General features: G+C 43.0%; 23 protein-coding genes. All 23 read right to left on the reverse strand.

All coding sequences use genetic code 11. The features are described 5' to 3' along the window. Window positions 1-25: 25 nt before the first annotated feature. Window positions 26-1051: an N-acetylmuramoyl-L-alanine amidase family protein gene (locus H171_RS15980; protein ID WP_100306041.1), complete on the reverse strand. Its 1026-nt coding sequence runs from the start codon at window positions 1049-1051 to the stop codon at window positions 26-28. A gap of 23 nt (window positions 1052-1074) precedes the next feature. Next, a complete protein-coding gene (locus tag H171_RS15985; protein WP_100306042.1) occupies window positions 1075-2301 on the reverse strand; it encodes an N-acetylmuramoyl-L-alanine amidase family protein in 1227 nt (408 codons plus the stop codon). Window positions 2302-2667: 366 nt separating this feature from the next. Further along, the gene (locus tag H171_RS15990) at window positions 2668-3204 is read right to left on the reverse strand and encodes a bL17 family ribosomal protein (protein WP_025231348.1); all 537 of its coding nucleotides are present in this window, start codon (window positions 3202-3204) and stop codon (window positions 2668-2670) included. A 98-nt stretch (window positions 3205-3302) separates the two neighbouring features. Next, window positions 3303-4271: a DNA-directed RNA polymerase subunit alpha gene (locus H171_RS15995; protein WP_038281325.1), complete on the reverse strand. Its 969-nt coding sequence runs from the start codon at window positions 4269-4271 to the stop codon at window positions 3303-3305. Window positions 4272-4376: 105 nt separating this feature from the next. Next, window positions 4377-4970: a 30S ribosomal protein S4 gene (gene rpsD, locus H171_RS16000; protein ID WP_025231346.1), complete on the reverse strand. Its 594-nt coding sequence runs from the start codon at window positions 4968-4970 to the stop codon at window positions 4377-4379. A 16-nt stretch (window positions 4971-4986) separates the two neighbouring features. Next, the gene (gene rpsK, locus H171_RS16005) at window positions 4987-5388 is read right to left on the reverse strand and encodes a 30S ribosomal protein S11 (protein ID WP_024834894.1); all 402 of its coding nucleotides are present in this window, start codon (window positions 5386-5388) and stop codon (window positions 4987-4989) included. 165 nt (window positions 5389-5553) lie between these two features. Beyond that, window positions 5554-5922, reverse strand: a complete 369-nt coding sequence (rpsM, locus tag H171_RS16010; protein ID WP_025231345.1) for a 30S ribosomal protein S13 — start codon at window positions 5920-5922, stop codon at window positions 5554-5556. Between the two features lie 27 nt (window positions 5923-5949). Continuing rightward, window positions 5950-6063 (reverse strand): 50S ribosomal protein L36, encoded by a 114-nt coding sequence (rpmJ, locus tag H171_RS16015; RefSeq protein ID WP_003497809.1) that lies wholly within the window; start codon window positions 6061-6063, stop codon window positions 5950-5952. Between the two features lie 345 nt (window positions 6064-6408). Next, window positions 6409-6627 (reverse strand): translation initiation factor IF-1, encoded by a 219-nt coding sequence (gene infA / locus H171_RS16020; protein ID WP_013274317.1) that lies wholly within the window; start codon window positions 6625-6627, stop codon window positions 6409-6411. Between the two features lie 5 nt (window positions 6628-6632). After that, entirely contained in the window at window positions 6633-6914 is a 282-nt protein-coding gene (locus H171_RS16025) for a KOW domain-containing RNA-binding protein (RefSeq protein ID WP_242976973.1), read from the reverse strand. 10 nt (window positions 6915-6924) lie between these two features. Next, entirely contained in the window at window positions 6925-7689 is a 765-nt protein-coding gene (map, locus tag H171_RS16030) for a type I methionyl aminopeptidase (RefSeq protein WP_100306044.1), read from the reverse strand. 3 nt (window positions 7690-7692) lie between these two features. Further along, entirely contained in the window at window positions 7693-8337 is a 645-nt protein-coding gene (locus tag H171_RS16035) for an adenylate kinase (protein WP_100306045.1), read from the reverse strand. Between the two features lie 85 nt (window positions 8338-8422). Next, complete coding sequence (gene secY / locus H171_RS16040) at window positions 8423-9745, reverse strand: preprotein translocase subunit SecY (RefSeq protein WP_100306046.1); 1323 nt, start codon at window positions 9743-9745, stop codon at window positions 8423-8425. Window position 9746: 1 nt separating this feature from the next. Continuing rightward, window positions 9747-10187 carry a 50S ribosomal protein L15 gene (rplO, locus tag H171_RS16045; RefSeq protein WP_025231340.1) on the reverse strand — a complete coding sequence of 147 codons (441 nt, stop codon included), beginning with the start codon at window positions 10185-10187 and terminating at the stop codon, window positions 9747-9749. A 26-nt stretch (window positions 10188-10213) separates the two neighbouring features. Then, window positions 10214-10396 (reverse strand): 50S ribosomal protein L30, encoded by a 183-nt coding sequence (gene rpmD, locus H171_RS16050; RefSeq protein WP_100306047.1) that lies wholly within the window; start codon window positions 10394-10396, stop codon window positions 10214-10216. A 13-nt stretch (window positions 10397-10409) separates the two neighbouring features. After that, window positions 10410-10919 (reverse strand): 30S ribosomal protein S5, encoded by a 510-nt coding sequence (gene rpsE / locus H171_RS16055; RefSeq protein WP_035286429.1) that lies wholly within the window; start codon window positions 10917-10919, stop codon window positions 10410-10412. A 20-nt stretch (window positions 10920-10939) separates the two neighbouring features. Continuing rightward, a complete protein-coding gene (gene rplR / locus H171_RS16060) occupies window positions 10940-11308 on the reverse strand; it encodes a 50S ribosomal protein L18 (protein ID WP_025231338.1) in 369 nt (122 codons plus the stop codon). 17 nt (window positions 11309-11325) lie between these two features. Beyond that, a complete protein-coding gene (gene rplF, locus H171_RS16065) occupies window positions 11326-11868 on the reverse strand; it encodes a 50S ribosomal protein L6 (RefSeq protein ID WP_100306048.1) in 543 nt (180 codons plus the stop codon). A 67-nt stretch (window positions 11869-11935) separates the two neighbouring features. Further along, on the reverse strand, window positions 11936-12337 hold the full coding sequence (gene rpsH / locus H171_RS16070; RefSeq protein ID WP_100306049.1) for a 30S ribosomal protein S8: 402 nt from the start codon (window positions 12335-12337) through the stop codon (window positions 11936-11938). Window positions 12338-12361: 24 nt separating this feature from the next. Continuing rightward, window positions 12362-12547, reverse strand: coding sequence for a type Z 30S ribosomal protein S14 (locus H171_RS16075; protein WP_002604691.1), 186 nt, complete (start codon window positions 12545-12547; stop codon window positions 12362-12364). Between the two features lie 15 nt (window positions 12548-12562). Then, on the reverse strand, window positions 12563-13102 hold the full coding sequence (rplE, locus tag H171_RS16080; RefSeq protein WP_100306050.1) for a 50S ribosomal protein L5: 540 nt from the start codon (window positions 13100-13102) through the stop codon (window positions 12563-12565). A gap of 21 nt (window positions 13103-13123) precedes the next feature. Continuing rightward, window positions 13124-13429, reverse strand: a complete 306-nt coding sequence (gene rplX, locus H171_RS16085) for a 50S ribosomal protein L24 (protein WP_100306051.1) — start codon at window positions 13427-13429, stop codon at window positions 13124-13126. 14 nt (window positions 13430-13443) lie between these two features. Beyond that, entirely contained in the window at window positions 13444-13812 is a 369-nt protein-coding gene (gene rplN / locus H171_RS16090; RefSeq protein ID WP_013274330.1) for a 50S ribosomal protein L14, read from the reverse strand. Between the last annotated feature and the right edge of the window lie 12 nt (window positions 13813-13824).

Raw genomic sequence — 13824 nt, forward strand, 5'->3', positions numbered from 1 at the left:
CAGATGCAATCTGTGCCATTTTTTATTACGGAACCCAAAGTCCGGAAGCGTCAATATGGTAAATGCCGTCAACCTTCGTATTCACCGCCAAGCTGCCGTCGCTATAGAGGTAATACCACTTTCCAGGCTGCGGCTGGATCCAGCCGATAGCCATATCACCGTCGGAGTTTAAGTAATACCACTTTCCGTTTATCTGCTGCCAGCCGGTCATCATCTGGGCGTTAGCTCCCATATAATACCATTTTTCGCCAATTAACTGCCAGCCAGCTACTGCGAAGCCATCCTTGTTAAAATAGTACCATTTTCCGCTGATCATTTTCCATTGACCGACAACGTAATTTCCGTCCTCGCCCCGATATTTTTTTCCGTTCTGATACTCTGCCCAGGTTCCTGAAGTATCGCCCAGCTCCTGTACCACGGAATCATCAGAGGTGGTAACTTCTCCTTCTTTTAAATAATCTTCTTCCGAAGAATCCTTTAGAATCGCCTTTACGGTATAGTAATATTTATAACCGCCATCCATATACTGCAGAAGGTCCACAGAAGTAGATGAGGTAGTCAGGCTCTTGACCCAGATACCGCCTTCCCGGTACAGGACCACCTGGTACCTGGATGCGAAAGGAACCTTTTTCCAGGAAGCCTTCGTCTTAGCGTTGTCGCTCCAACCTGCCTCTTTTGGGCTTTCCAGCATTGCTACCGGAACGTAGGAAACCTTTATTTCAGTTTCACCATCTTCTGCCTTTACAGAAACCAGGCTTCCACCAAAAATCGTGCAATCAGATCTGGTAAACGTGCCGTCTACACTTATGGTAGCGGTGATCTTCTTACCCGGAATCCAATCGTCTACATCCTCCTTGCTCCATTTCGGATTTACCTCAGAATAGTTGACGGTTACATCCGGAACCTGAATCCCTTCCGTCCAGCTGCTTTTACTTCCATGATCCAGGCGGATCTTCAAGCTTCCGGAAGCCGGTGCTGTCATCCCTGTTCCCAGAACCATAAAAGCGCATAAAAGTACCAGCCACTTCCCTTTCCCCTGCATCCATTTCATTGTATCTACTTCCTTTCCTGATATTACTTACGCCAGATACCGTTGCCGTCAACCGGAAAACCACTGATGGTAGTATTAACAGCCTTTGAGCCTTCACCTGGATAGAAGTAGTACCAATTTCCTTCTACCTGCCTCCAGCCTTCCTGCATGGCTCCGGTGGAATCCGTATAATACCATTTATTATTGTAATTAACCCAGCCAGTAATCATGGCTCCTTCTACACCGCTTGTCGCAGATGGATTTAAATAATACCATTTGTTATTGGATACAACCCAGCCCGTTGTCATCGCCCCATCGCTGTTTAAGAAATACCATAAATTATTCCTCTGCTGCCAGCCAGTGACCATACCTCCGTTTGAATCAAATAAATACCACTTATTATTGATTTTAGCCCAATTGTTCTTCTGGTAGGTTCCATCCGGATATCGGTAATACCAGATATTTCCGGTCTTGATCCAGCCGACCTGGCCGTTCGCTACAGCGCTGTTATCCTGGCCGCTTCCATCTGATACCTTTTCCTGCGGCAGGTATACTTCGCCAGATTCCGTCCATTCGCTGTTCTTTCCATATTTCTGCTCGCTCTCCGTATAAGGTACGGTACGAACCTTAAAGCTATAGGTGCCTGCCTTTGTCATATAAGGAAAGAAGTTATAAGTGGTAGCCTTAAGCTTCTCCACCTTTTTTATAATACTGTTTCCCCGGTACAGATAAACATCATAGGCGCCTGAACTATTATCAACAGAGCTCCACTTGGCAGTGCCGTATCCAGAATCTCTCCAATCAGCATCCTCCGGTGATTCATAAGTTCCTTTTACAGGCTTAAAGGTAAATGTGACATACAGCGTATCTGACCCTGAGCGGCTGGAAGAAACATAGGTTCCTCCTTTAATGGATACATTACTGGACTGATAACCACCCTTAAAAGCATACTCATCGGAGTTTGTCGCCCTTAAAGTTACCTTCATCTTTGGTTCGGAACCAACCTTCATTTCCTTCGTATCAGATGTGATCCAGTCCAAATCCGTTACTTCGTATCTATCGTTGTTGGAATAAACGTAATTCCCTGTTCCTTCGTTAGTCTTAAAACTACTCTCTGATGGCAGTGTGTCCCCTGAGGCAAGCTCCTCTAATCCTGCGTAAATGGTCACCGATGTTATGGTCTTTACAGCAGCCAGAGATTCAAATGGGATGGTGAGTCCCAGCAGGCTTACCATAGAAGCCAATGCAGCTAACCGTTTAAAAAGTCTCATAAAAAAACCTCCCACTATAAATTAACGTAATTTGACAAAACAGTCATCTACTTCTACTACTGACATTATATCCCTAAAAGCAATTATCCGTCAACTTACGATATTCTTTCTTTATTCTTGCATTTCTGTATGGATTAGAAGAAAAACAAAAAAATCCCGATATTGGGGGTGCTCCAACACTGGGATGAGGGGGTGCAGTGCAAGTTGGCGGGGTGTTGAGTCCGCAGTGCAAGCTGACAAATCCGTCGGATTTGCAGCTCACGTGCATTCGCCCTATGAAGAAAGGTTCGATAAAATTTTCTTATGTGCAAGCACAACGAAAATTTTATCGAACCTTTCTTCAGCACTGCTCATTGCTTTCGTGGATTATACCAGTTCAAGCACGACTGCCATAGCTCCGTCACCCTTACGCTGGCCGATCTTAACGATACGTGTATAACCACCGTTGCGGGATACGTACTTTGGTGCAACTTCTTCAAACAGTTTCTTTGGCAGATCAACAGATTTTGTATTTTTCTTTCTTCCTGCAGCCTGTGCGGGAACTTCTGTTACATCATAAAGAACTTTTAACATCTGTCTTCTTGCGTGAAGTCTGGAAGGAAGATCTTTCTTGATCTCTTTCTCTACTTCATCGTATACGGTAACTTTCTTACCGTTAACAACTTCTTTTACTCTCTTGCCGTCTTTATCTTTACGTGCAACCTTTGCGGTAACCTTAACAGTCTCAAAGTTGTCTTTCTCTTTTACCGCTAAAGCGATGAGGCCTTCAGCCACCTTGCGGATTTCTTTTGCTCTTGCCTCTGTTGTCACGATTTTGCCATTATATAATAATGCAGTTACCTGGCTTCTGATTAATGCTTTTCTCTGGCTGGAAGTTTTTCCCAGCTTTCTATATCCTGCCATTTTAATATTCCTCCATTTGTGGAACACAGGTACACGCTTCTTCGGACTTACTGTACCGGTGCTTAATCTCCATAAATTACCTGCTTCAAGCGGTCCGGTTATACACCGGCATCATCGCTTGGGTTAAGCTGCAAGCCTAACTCTTTTAATTTAGCCAGCACTTCTTCTAAAGACTTGCGGCCCAGGTTACGAACCTTCATCATGTCCTCAGAGGTACGGTTGCACAGTTCTTCCACTGTATTGATACCGGCTCTCTTCAGACAGTTGTATGAACGGACGGAAAGCTCCAGTTCATCAATGTTCATTTCCAGAACCTTTTCCTTTTCATTATCCTCTTTTTCCACCATGACTTCTGCAGTCTTGGCGTTCTCAGATAAATCAATGAACAGATTCAAGTGCTCGCTGAGCACCTTAGCGGCAAGGCTGACCGCTTCATCCGGTGCCGAAGTACCGTTTGTAAAAACATCTAATGTCAGTTTATCATAATCGGTAACCTGACCTACTCGGGTGTTTTCTACCGTCATGTTGACGCGCTCGACTGGTGTATAGATAGAATCAACGGCAATCACGCCAATCGGTAAATCTTCACTCTTATTCTTGTCTGCGCTTACATAGCCACGGCCCTTGGTGATAGTAAGTTCCATATAGAACTTGCTGTCCGTGCCGCCGCTGAGAGTTGCAATGATCTGTTCCGGATTCATGATCTCAATATCCGGATCCGCCTGAATGTCCGCGGCCGTAATAACGCCTTCGCCTTCAAACTCAATGTATGCAACCTTAGCTTCGTTAGTATCGCTATTATTCTTAATAGATAAGCTCTTGATGTTCATGATGATTTCAGTCACATCTTCCTTAACTCCTGGAATAGAACTGAATTCATGCAAAACGCCGTCGATTTTTACCTGGCTGACTGCAGCGCCCGGTAAGGAAGAAAGCATGATTCTTCTCAAGGAATTTCCTAAAGTCGTGCCATAACCTCTTTCAAGCGGTTCAACTACAAATTTGCCATATTTCTTGTCTTCTGAGATTTCAGCAATCTCAATGTTTGGTTTTTCAAAATCGAACACTAATAGCCCCTCCTTTTGGGTATTTTGTATCGAGGGTCTTATACTCAAACCTTGCCCAGGGGGTATCCCCTGGGCGAAAGCCGGCTTCAATCAACAGACTTTCAATTATTTGGAGTACAACTCGACGATAAGCATTTCATTCACCGGAACATCAATCTCATCTCTTGTTGGTAACTCTTTTACAGTACCACGTAAATTCTCATGGTCAACATCAAGCCATGCCGGAACCATACGTCCTGCGGTTGATTCCTGAACACTTTTGAATCTTGAATTGGCTTTGCACTTCTCTTTAACTTCGATCACATCTCCAGCCTTAATTAAATAGGAAGGAATGTTTACGCATTTGCCGTTTACAAGAATGCTCTTATGGTCAACCATCTGTCTGGTCTCTCTTCTTGTTCTTCCGAATCCCATACGGAATACTACATTGTCAAGTCTTCTCTCAAGAAGGATCATCAGGTTTTCACCCACAAGACCATTCATTCTGGAAGCCTTAGCATAGTAGTTACGGAAAGGTTTCTCAAGAACTCCGTAGATGAATTTGGCTTTCTGCTTTTCTCTAAGCTGAATGCCGTACTCACTCATCTTTCTGTTAGCTCTTTTTAATTCTCTGTTTGATTTTTTATCTATTCCTAAATAGATTGGATCAAGACCAAGGGATCTACATCTTTTAAGAACAGGAACTCTATCAACTGCCACTGTAATTACCTCCTAATTAGACTCTTCTACGTTTTGGTGGACGACAACCGTTATGTGGAACTGGGGTTACATCCTTAATGCTGGTTACCTCTAATCCGCATGCCTGAAGTGCGCGAATAGCTGCTTCACGGCCTGAACCAGGACCTTTAACCATAACGTCTACTGATTTTAAACCATGTATAAGAGCTGCCTTAGTAGCAGTTTCTGCCGCCATCTGAGCTGCATATGGAGTAGATTTCCTTGAACCTCTGAAGCCAAGACCACCAGCACTTGCCCAGGATAATGCGTTACCCTGTGTATCTGTTAATGTCACGATCGTGTTATTAAAAGATGACTGGATATGTGCTTGTCCGCGTTCAACGTTTTTCTTTACGCGCTTTTTTGTCACTTTTTTAGTAGTGGACACTTTTTTAGCCATTTTAAACTAACCTACTTTCTTTTTACTTGCATCTGAATCCTGTTATTCCTGTTTTTAAAACATGTAACGTGATTCGCTGTTGTTGGATAATGAAGTTCTTTGCCCGATAAAGCGGGGCACGCCGTCACACTGAGTTCGTGAGATAACTCACTAAATGTTCAATGCTTATTTCTTCTTGTTTGCTACAGTCTTTCTAGGACCCTTACGAGTTCTTGCGTTGGTCTTTGTCTTCTGACCACGAACTGGCAGGCTCTTTCTATGACGGATTCCACGGTAGCAACCGATTTCCTGAAGTCTCTTGATGTTCATAGCGATCTCTCTGCGTAAATCACCTTCAACAATCTGAGAATCAGTAATTACTGATGAAATTCTCTTTACTTCGTCGTCTGTTAAGTCCTTAACACGAGTATCAGGACTAACGCCAGCCTCTGTCAGGATGCGGTTTGAACTTGTTCTGCCGATACCGTAGATATAGGTCAAGCCGATCTCAACACGTTTTTCTCTTGGTAAATCAACACCTGAAATACGAGCCATTTGTGTATTACACCTCCATTAATTTTTTTAACCTTGTCTCTGCTTATGCTTAGGATTTTCACAGATTACTCTGATACTGCCTTTTCTCTTAATGATTTTGCATTTTTCGCAAATCGGTTTGACTGATGATCTAACCTTCACAGCAATTCTCCTTTCCGTTATGCGCCCTTTCACATGAAGCACTTGCCGTCTTTTAAAAGACGTTTCCGCGCAAAAGCGCTCCCCCGCACCCGACCGGCTCTTTTACGAGCCTGGTGGCGATGGAGCTCTTTTTGGAAAGAGCCTTCTGAGTATACCCGCAGTGTGTTTTATCGTAAAACCAGTGCTGCCCATAAGGGCATAATACACCCAGTATTTCAACAAAGTCGCTATAGCATTATAACACTGTTTATTTTAAAATGCAAGCACTTTTTCCTATATATTTATTAACCCTTTACCCTGGTGTGTCGCACTAGGGAAACAGGCAGTGTTTTATAAAACAGCGCCTTATTTGTCTCTCCAGATGATCCTTCCTTTGCTTAAATCATAAGGGGACATCTCAATGGTCACTTTATCTCCCGGTAAAATACGAATGTAGTTCATGCGAAGTTTTCCGCTGATGTGAGCTAATACCTGATGGCCATTCTCCAGTTCTACCTGGAACATGGCGTTGGGAAGCTTCTCCACAACGGTTCCTTCAATTTCAATAACATCTGCTTTTGACATAAAGCTTACCTCCTAACAACCTGTTCTTCTCTTTTGAAACATCTGATGAAATGTTTGATTTCTTCATCGGTGACTAATTTATTTTCCCGGATCTTTACTCCGGGCGAATGTTTCTCCCATAAAAGGGCTTTCACATGCTTTTTCTTTTTCTTCTTCGGGCAGTTCAAACGTCTGCTTTTTCCGTCCACCAGATATATATATTCGCCTTCCTCCCGCAATATGAAGAAATAACCGTCTTTATCGTGACCCGCCGCAGACTTTACGAATGCTCCGGTAGTTAATTCCATGGGCATTTCCTCAGCGGTCAAAGGAAACCAGACTAAGAATCTCCGGTTCACCCTCTGTAATCAGCACGGTATTTTCATAATGAGCGGAAAGGCTGCCATCCTCTGTAACTACGGTCCAGTCATCGTCAAGCCATACGACCTCAGGGGTTCCCCCATTGATCATGGGTTCGATGGCCAAGGTCATTCCCGGCTTTAATTTGATTCCCCGTCTTTTCTGTGCAAAGTTCGGCACCTCCGGCTCCTCATGGAGATGAGTACCGATTCCATGGCCTACCAGATCCCGTACAACTCCAAATCCAAATTTTTCTGCATGGATCTGGATTGCAGCAGATATATCATTCAGATGATTGCCAGATTTTGCAAATTTAATCCCTTCAAAGAAACATTGTCTTGTCACTTCTATGAGCTGCCCTGCGAAAGGAGTGATCTCCCCGATTCCGTAAGTCCTAGCCGCATCGGAATGATATCCTTTGTAAATAACCCCGGCATCCAGGCTTACGATATCGCCCTCCATTAAAATCCGTTTCTTGCTTGGAATCCCATGAACCACTTCATCGTTTACAGAAACGCAGATGGAGGCAGGATATCCGTTATAGTTCAGGAAAGAGGGCTGACAGCCGTAGCTCCTTATGATTTCTTCTCCCAGATGATCAATATCCCAGGTTGTCATTCCCGGCTTCAAGGCTTTTGAAAGCTCTTCGTGAGTTTTACAAAGAATCTTTCCTGCCTCTCTCATAAGTTCTATCTCTCTTGCAGATTTAATCGTAACTGACATAAACTATGCTCCTAATAGGTCAGCGATGTCCGAGAACACCTTGTTTAATTCCTGTGTTCCATCAATATTCACCAGCACACCAGCTTCCTTATAATATTCGATCAGAGGCTTTGTCTGATCATGGTAGACCGACAAACGCTTTTTAACGGTTTCCGGCTTATCGTCATCCCGCAAAACAAGCCCTGCTCCACACACGTCGCATACATCGGGAACCCTGCTTGGATTATACACAATATGATATGTAGCTCCGCAGGCAATGCAAGCACGACGGCCTGCCATTCTGTCTATAATTATCTCATCCGGTACATCCACATTAATCGCAAAGTCAATCTTCTGTCCCATATCAGAAAGGGCCTTTTTAAGACTTTCCGCCTGGGGAATGGTTCTTGGAAAACCATCCAGCACGTATCCATTTTCACAGTCATCACTCTGAATACGGTCCATCAGCATACCAATGGTCAGTTCATCCGGCACAAGAGCGCCCTGATCCATGTATTCCTTTGCCTTCCTGCCTAACTCTGTTCCCTCTTTAATATTGGTTCGGAAAATATCTCCAGTAGAAATATGGGGAATCTGATACTTTTCAGCAATTTTTTTTGCCTGGGTACCTTTGCCGGCACCAGGAGCACCTAACATGATAATTCTCATAAACAGTCCCTCCCTTGCTTCCTTAAGGTTAAATAACACAAATTCCAAGAAAAACACGCCGTGCGTGTTTCTCTTGGTTTGTCCTCTAATCGTTTAAAAATCCTTTATAATAGCGCACAAGCATCTGAGATTCAATCGCCTTCAACGTCTCTAAGACTACACTGACGATGATGATTAAAGATGTACCTCCAAAGGATAAACGGCTTACATTAAATAAACCGGAAACCATGATCGGAATAATACAAATGATCGTCAAGCCGCATGCGCCTATAAATACGATATAGTTCAAAATGGAATTGAGATAATCACTGGTTGGTTTCCCTGGACGGATGCCCGGGATAAAGCCACCGGACTTTTTCATGTTATTCGCAACTTCAAGCGGGTTAAACGTAATTGATGTATAAAAATAAGCGAACACGATGATAAGAGCCACGTAGACGAGCATACCGATGGTATATAACGGTCTTTCCGGTTTAAACCAGCTTGAAGAATTGAGTGCCGATAAAATGTGGCCTCCAATGCTGTTGTAGTTAATATTGGCCCCAAAGAACTGGGAAATCACTACCGGGAACGACATAATGGAGGAAGCGAAGATAACCGGGATAACGCCGGCTGTATTCACCTTTAACGGAATGTTGGTGGCTTGACCGCCGACCATCTTCCGTCCCTGCATCTTTTTCGAATACTGTACAGGAATTCTTCTCTCACCATTCTGAAGGATAACAACAAATATTACAATCGCTGCGATAACAGCAGCGATAATAATGGCTGCAACTGCAGCTACTGCAACCGATTTTCCAGACATGAATCTGGTATATAAGGTTGACATATCCGAAGGAAAGCTGGAAATGATGTTAAAGGTCAAAACAATGGAAATACCATTTCCCACACCCTTTTCCGTAATTCGCTCACCGATCCACATCAGAAGAGCACTTCCAGCGGTCATCGTTGCAACAGCAATAATAATACTTAATACATTAAATTCTCTTAACAGCCCCTGGCCGCCGAATCCAATCGCCATAGCGACGGACTCGATTAAAGCCAGACCAACTGTTACGTAACGGGTGTATTCTGCAATCTTCTTTCTGCCATCTTCCCCATCCCGCTGCATTTCTTCAAGCTTAGGAATCGCTATGGTCAAAAGCTGCATGATGATGGAAGATGTGATGTAAGGGGTAATGCTCAAGGCAAATACGGACATATTGGTAAAAGAGCTGCCTGTCATTGCGTTGAAAAATCCAAACGCATCGTTATTCTGCCTGGCAAAAAAATCTTTAAAAAAGCTTGTTTCAACTCCTGGAATCGGCAATTGAGAACCGATTCTAGTAACCACCAGCATCATGAATGTAAAGATAAGTTTCTTTCTTACATCCTTGATCTTGAATGCATTACGGAGTGTTTTTAACATATTAGATCACCTCGCAGGTTCCACCTAAAGCCTCGATTTTGGTTTTTGCGCCTTCGCTGAAAGCATCTACCTTTACTGTAAGCTTTTTGGTTAATTCTCCATTTCCAAGGATCTTAACACCGTCACGCGGATTCTTAACGATACCGCTCTCTAACAAAGTTTCAACAGTAACAACTGTACCATTGTCAAAACACTCTAAAGCGCCTACATTGATACCGATAATAATTTTAGTATTTCTATTGGTAAAGCCTCTCTTAGGAATACGTCTGTATAAAGGCATCTGACCACCTTCAAAACCTGGTCTAGTTGCACCGGAACGTGCTTTCTGTCCTTTATGACCCTTACCTGCTGTCTTGCCGTTTCCTGAACCATGTCCGCGGCCTCTTCTGAAGTTGTCGCTGTGTTTGGAACCTAACGCAGGCTGTAAATTTGATAAATCCATCGCTTGCACCTCCTTACTGTATTCTCTTAAATCTCTTCAACTTTTACTAAATGACGCACGTTTGCGATCATACCTCTAACCGCGTTATTATCCGGCATCTCAACTGTTTTATGAAGCTTCTTTAAGCCTAATGCTTCAACGGTTGCTTTATGCTTCGGAACTGCGCCGATCGGGGATTTCACCAATGTGACTTTTAATTTATCTGCCATTTTCATATCCTCCTTAGCCTAAAATCTCTTCTACAGATTTACCGCGAAGCTTTGCAACTTCCTCAGGAGTTTTTAAACGGGTTAATCCCTCTATTGTAGCTAAAACTACATTGGTCTTATTATTAGAACCTAAGGACTTAGAATGGATATTCTTAATACCTGCAAGCTCTAAAACCGCACGTGCAGGACCTCCTGCAATAACTCCTGTACCTTCATTAGCTCTCTTAAGAAGTACAGATGCACTTCCGAATTTTCCGATCAGGTCATGAGGAATACTGTTGTTCTCATCGATGGGAATAGCAACCATATTCTTAACAGCAGCCTCTTTTCCTTTACGGATTGCTTCTGGAACTTCACCGGCTTTGCCAAGACCCGCACCTACGTGGCCATTGCCATCACCTACGACTACTAAAGCAGAGAATCTCATGGTACGTCCACCCTTAACGGTTTTAGATACGCGCTTGATAGCAACTACTCTGTCGTTTAATTCTAACTGATTTGCATCAAAAATTGTACGTTTCACGCTGTCATTCTCCTCTCTACTTAGAATTCCAGACCAGCTTCTCTGGCTGCGTCTGCTAATGCCTGAATCTTACCATGATATATAAAACCGCCTCTGTCAAAGACAACTCCCTTAATTCCTTTTTCAAGGGCTCTCTTTGCTACTACGGTACCTACATATGCTGCAGCATCAACGTTGTTAGTTTTCTCTAATTCTGCCTTTACTTCTTTTTCTACTGTAGAAGCAGCGACTAAAGTCTTACCAACTGTATCGTCAATAATTTGAGCATACACATGATTATTGCTTCTAAACACAGCTAAACGTGGTCTTTCTGCAGTGCCTGCAAAACGGTTACGTATTCTGTTGTGCTTTTTAACGCGAACTTCGCTTCTTGACTGTTTGCTAACCATCTTTACACTCTCCTTAATTATTTCTTACCAGTCTTACCAACTTTACGTCTGATAACTTCGTCAGCATACTTGATACCCTTGCCCTTATACGGTTCAGGTCTTCTCTTATCTCTGATTTCAGCAGCGTACTGGCCAACTTTTTCTTTATCGATACCTTTAATAATGATGACGTTCTGACCTTCCATGGTAGCTTCGATTCCATCAGGATCTTCCATCTCTACCGGGTGGGAATAGCCAAGAGAAAGAACCAGCTTCTTGCCCTGCTTCTGTGCTCTGTAACCAACACCATTGATTTCCAGCTTCTTCTCATAACCGTTAGTAACACCAACGACCATGTTGTTTACTAATGTTCTTGTCAGACCGTGTAAAGATTTCATCTTCTTTAAATCATTCGGTCTTGTAACAACGATATGACCATCTTCTTCTTTGATTGTCATCTCAGATGGTAACACTCTTTCAAGAGTTCCCTTAGGACCTGTTATAGTCACTTTATTATTTTCTGCGATTGCAACAGTTACGCCTGCCGGAATCGCGATAGGCATTCTTCCTATACGTGACATGCCGTTTACCTCCTTAAATTTTCGGAAAGAACTTTGCGCTCCTTCTGTTTTCAGATGCTTCTCTTAATTACCAAACAAACGCCAGTACTTCTCCGCCGATACCTGCAGTGCGTGCTTCCTTATCGGTAATAACGCCCTGGTTTGTGGAGATGATAGCAGTTCCTAAACCGCCAAGTACTCTTGGTAACTCCTCTTTGTTTGCGTATACACGTAAACCAGGCTTGGAGATTCTCTTAATACCTGTAATGATTTTCTCATTTTTATCTTTACCGTATTTTAAGGTGATCCGGATTGTCTGGAATGCACCGTCTTCTACGAGATCGTATTTCTTAATGTAGCCCTCTTTTACAAGGATATCAGCAATAGCTAATTTCATCTTAGATGAAGGTACATCTACTGTATCATGTTTTGCAGTATTTGCATTACGGATTCTTGTAAGCATATCTGCGATTGGATCGCTCATAGTCATTTTGAAATTGCCTCCTTCCTTATTTTACCAGCTTGCTTTTTTAACGCCTGGGATCTGGCCCTTGTATGCTAATTCACGGAAGCAGATTCTGCAGATTCCGTATTTTCTCAAATAAGCATGTGGACGACCACAGATTCTGCAACGATTGTATTCTCTTGAGGAGAACTTTGCAGGTCTCTGCTGTTTGATCTTCATTGAAGTCTTAGCCATGGATTATTCCTCCTACTATTTTGCAAATGGCATATTGAATAATGTCAAAAGTTCACGGGCTTCTTCGTCTGTCTTAGCGGTAGTGACGAAAATAACGTCCATACCTCTTACCTTGTCAACTTTATCGTACTCAATTTCAGGGAAAATAAGCTGTTCCTTGATGCCAAGAGCATAATTCCCTCTGCCGTCAAATGCATTAGGATTTACTCCTCTGAAGTCACGTACACGAGGAAGTGCAAGGTTGATCAGGCGGTCAGCAAATTCATACATTCTCTCACCGCGTAAAGTTACTTTACATCCGATCGGCATACCTTCTCTGATCTTGAAGTTAGCAACTGATTTTTTAGCTTTTGTTAAAACTGCCTTCTGACCGGAGATGATTTCTAAATCTCTTACTGCAGAGTCTAAAATCTTGGCATTTTCCTTTGCTTCACCAATACCCATATTGATGACAATCTTATTTAACTTTGGCACTTCCATGATGTTCTTATATCCAAATTTCTTGACCATACCTTCTACGATCTCTGTCTGGTACATCTCTTTTAATCTAGCCAATTTTTATTCCTCCTCTCCGAATTAGTCAATTACTTTACCGGTTGCTTTTGCAACACGGACTTTTTTGCCGTCTTTTACTTCAAAACCAACTCTGGTTGCTTTTCCGTCAACAACAAGCATTACGTTGGAGATATCAAGTGCAGCTTCTTTCTGTACGATACCACCCTGTGGGCTGCCTGGGCCTGGTTTCACATGCTTTGTAATCATGTTAACACCTTCCACTACCACTTTGCTATTCTTCGTATCTACGTGAAGAACTTTGCCCTGTTTGTCTTTATCTTTTCCTGCGATAACCTTTACCAGGTCGTCTCTTTTAATTTTATGCACAGTCCGACACCTCCTTATAATACTTCGGGAGCTAAGGAAACAATTTTCATGAACTGCTTCTCTCTTAACTCTCTGGCAACCGGTCCAAAGATACGAGTTCCTTTTGGAGTCTTGTCATCTTTGATAATTACGGCAGCATTCTCATCGAACTTGATATAAGAACCGTCTTTACGGCGTGCGCCCTTAACGGAACGTACGACAACGGCCTTAACAACGTCGCCCTTCTTCACAACACCGCCAGGTGTTGCATCTTTTACGCTGGCAACGATAACATCACCAATATTAGCATATCTTCTTGTAGATCCGCCCATAACACGGATACAAAGAAGCTCTTTTGCACCAGTATTATCGGCAACCTTTAATCTGGTTTCCTGCTGAATCATGCCTGTTACTCC

Source organism: [Clostridium] celerecrescens 18A (genome assembly GCF_002797975.1).
GTDB classification, from domain to species: Bacteria; Bacillota; Clostridia; order Lachnospirales; family Lachnospiraceae; genus Lacrimispora; species Lacrimispora celerecrescens.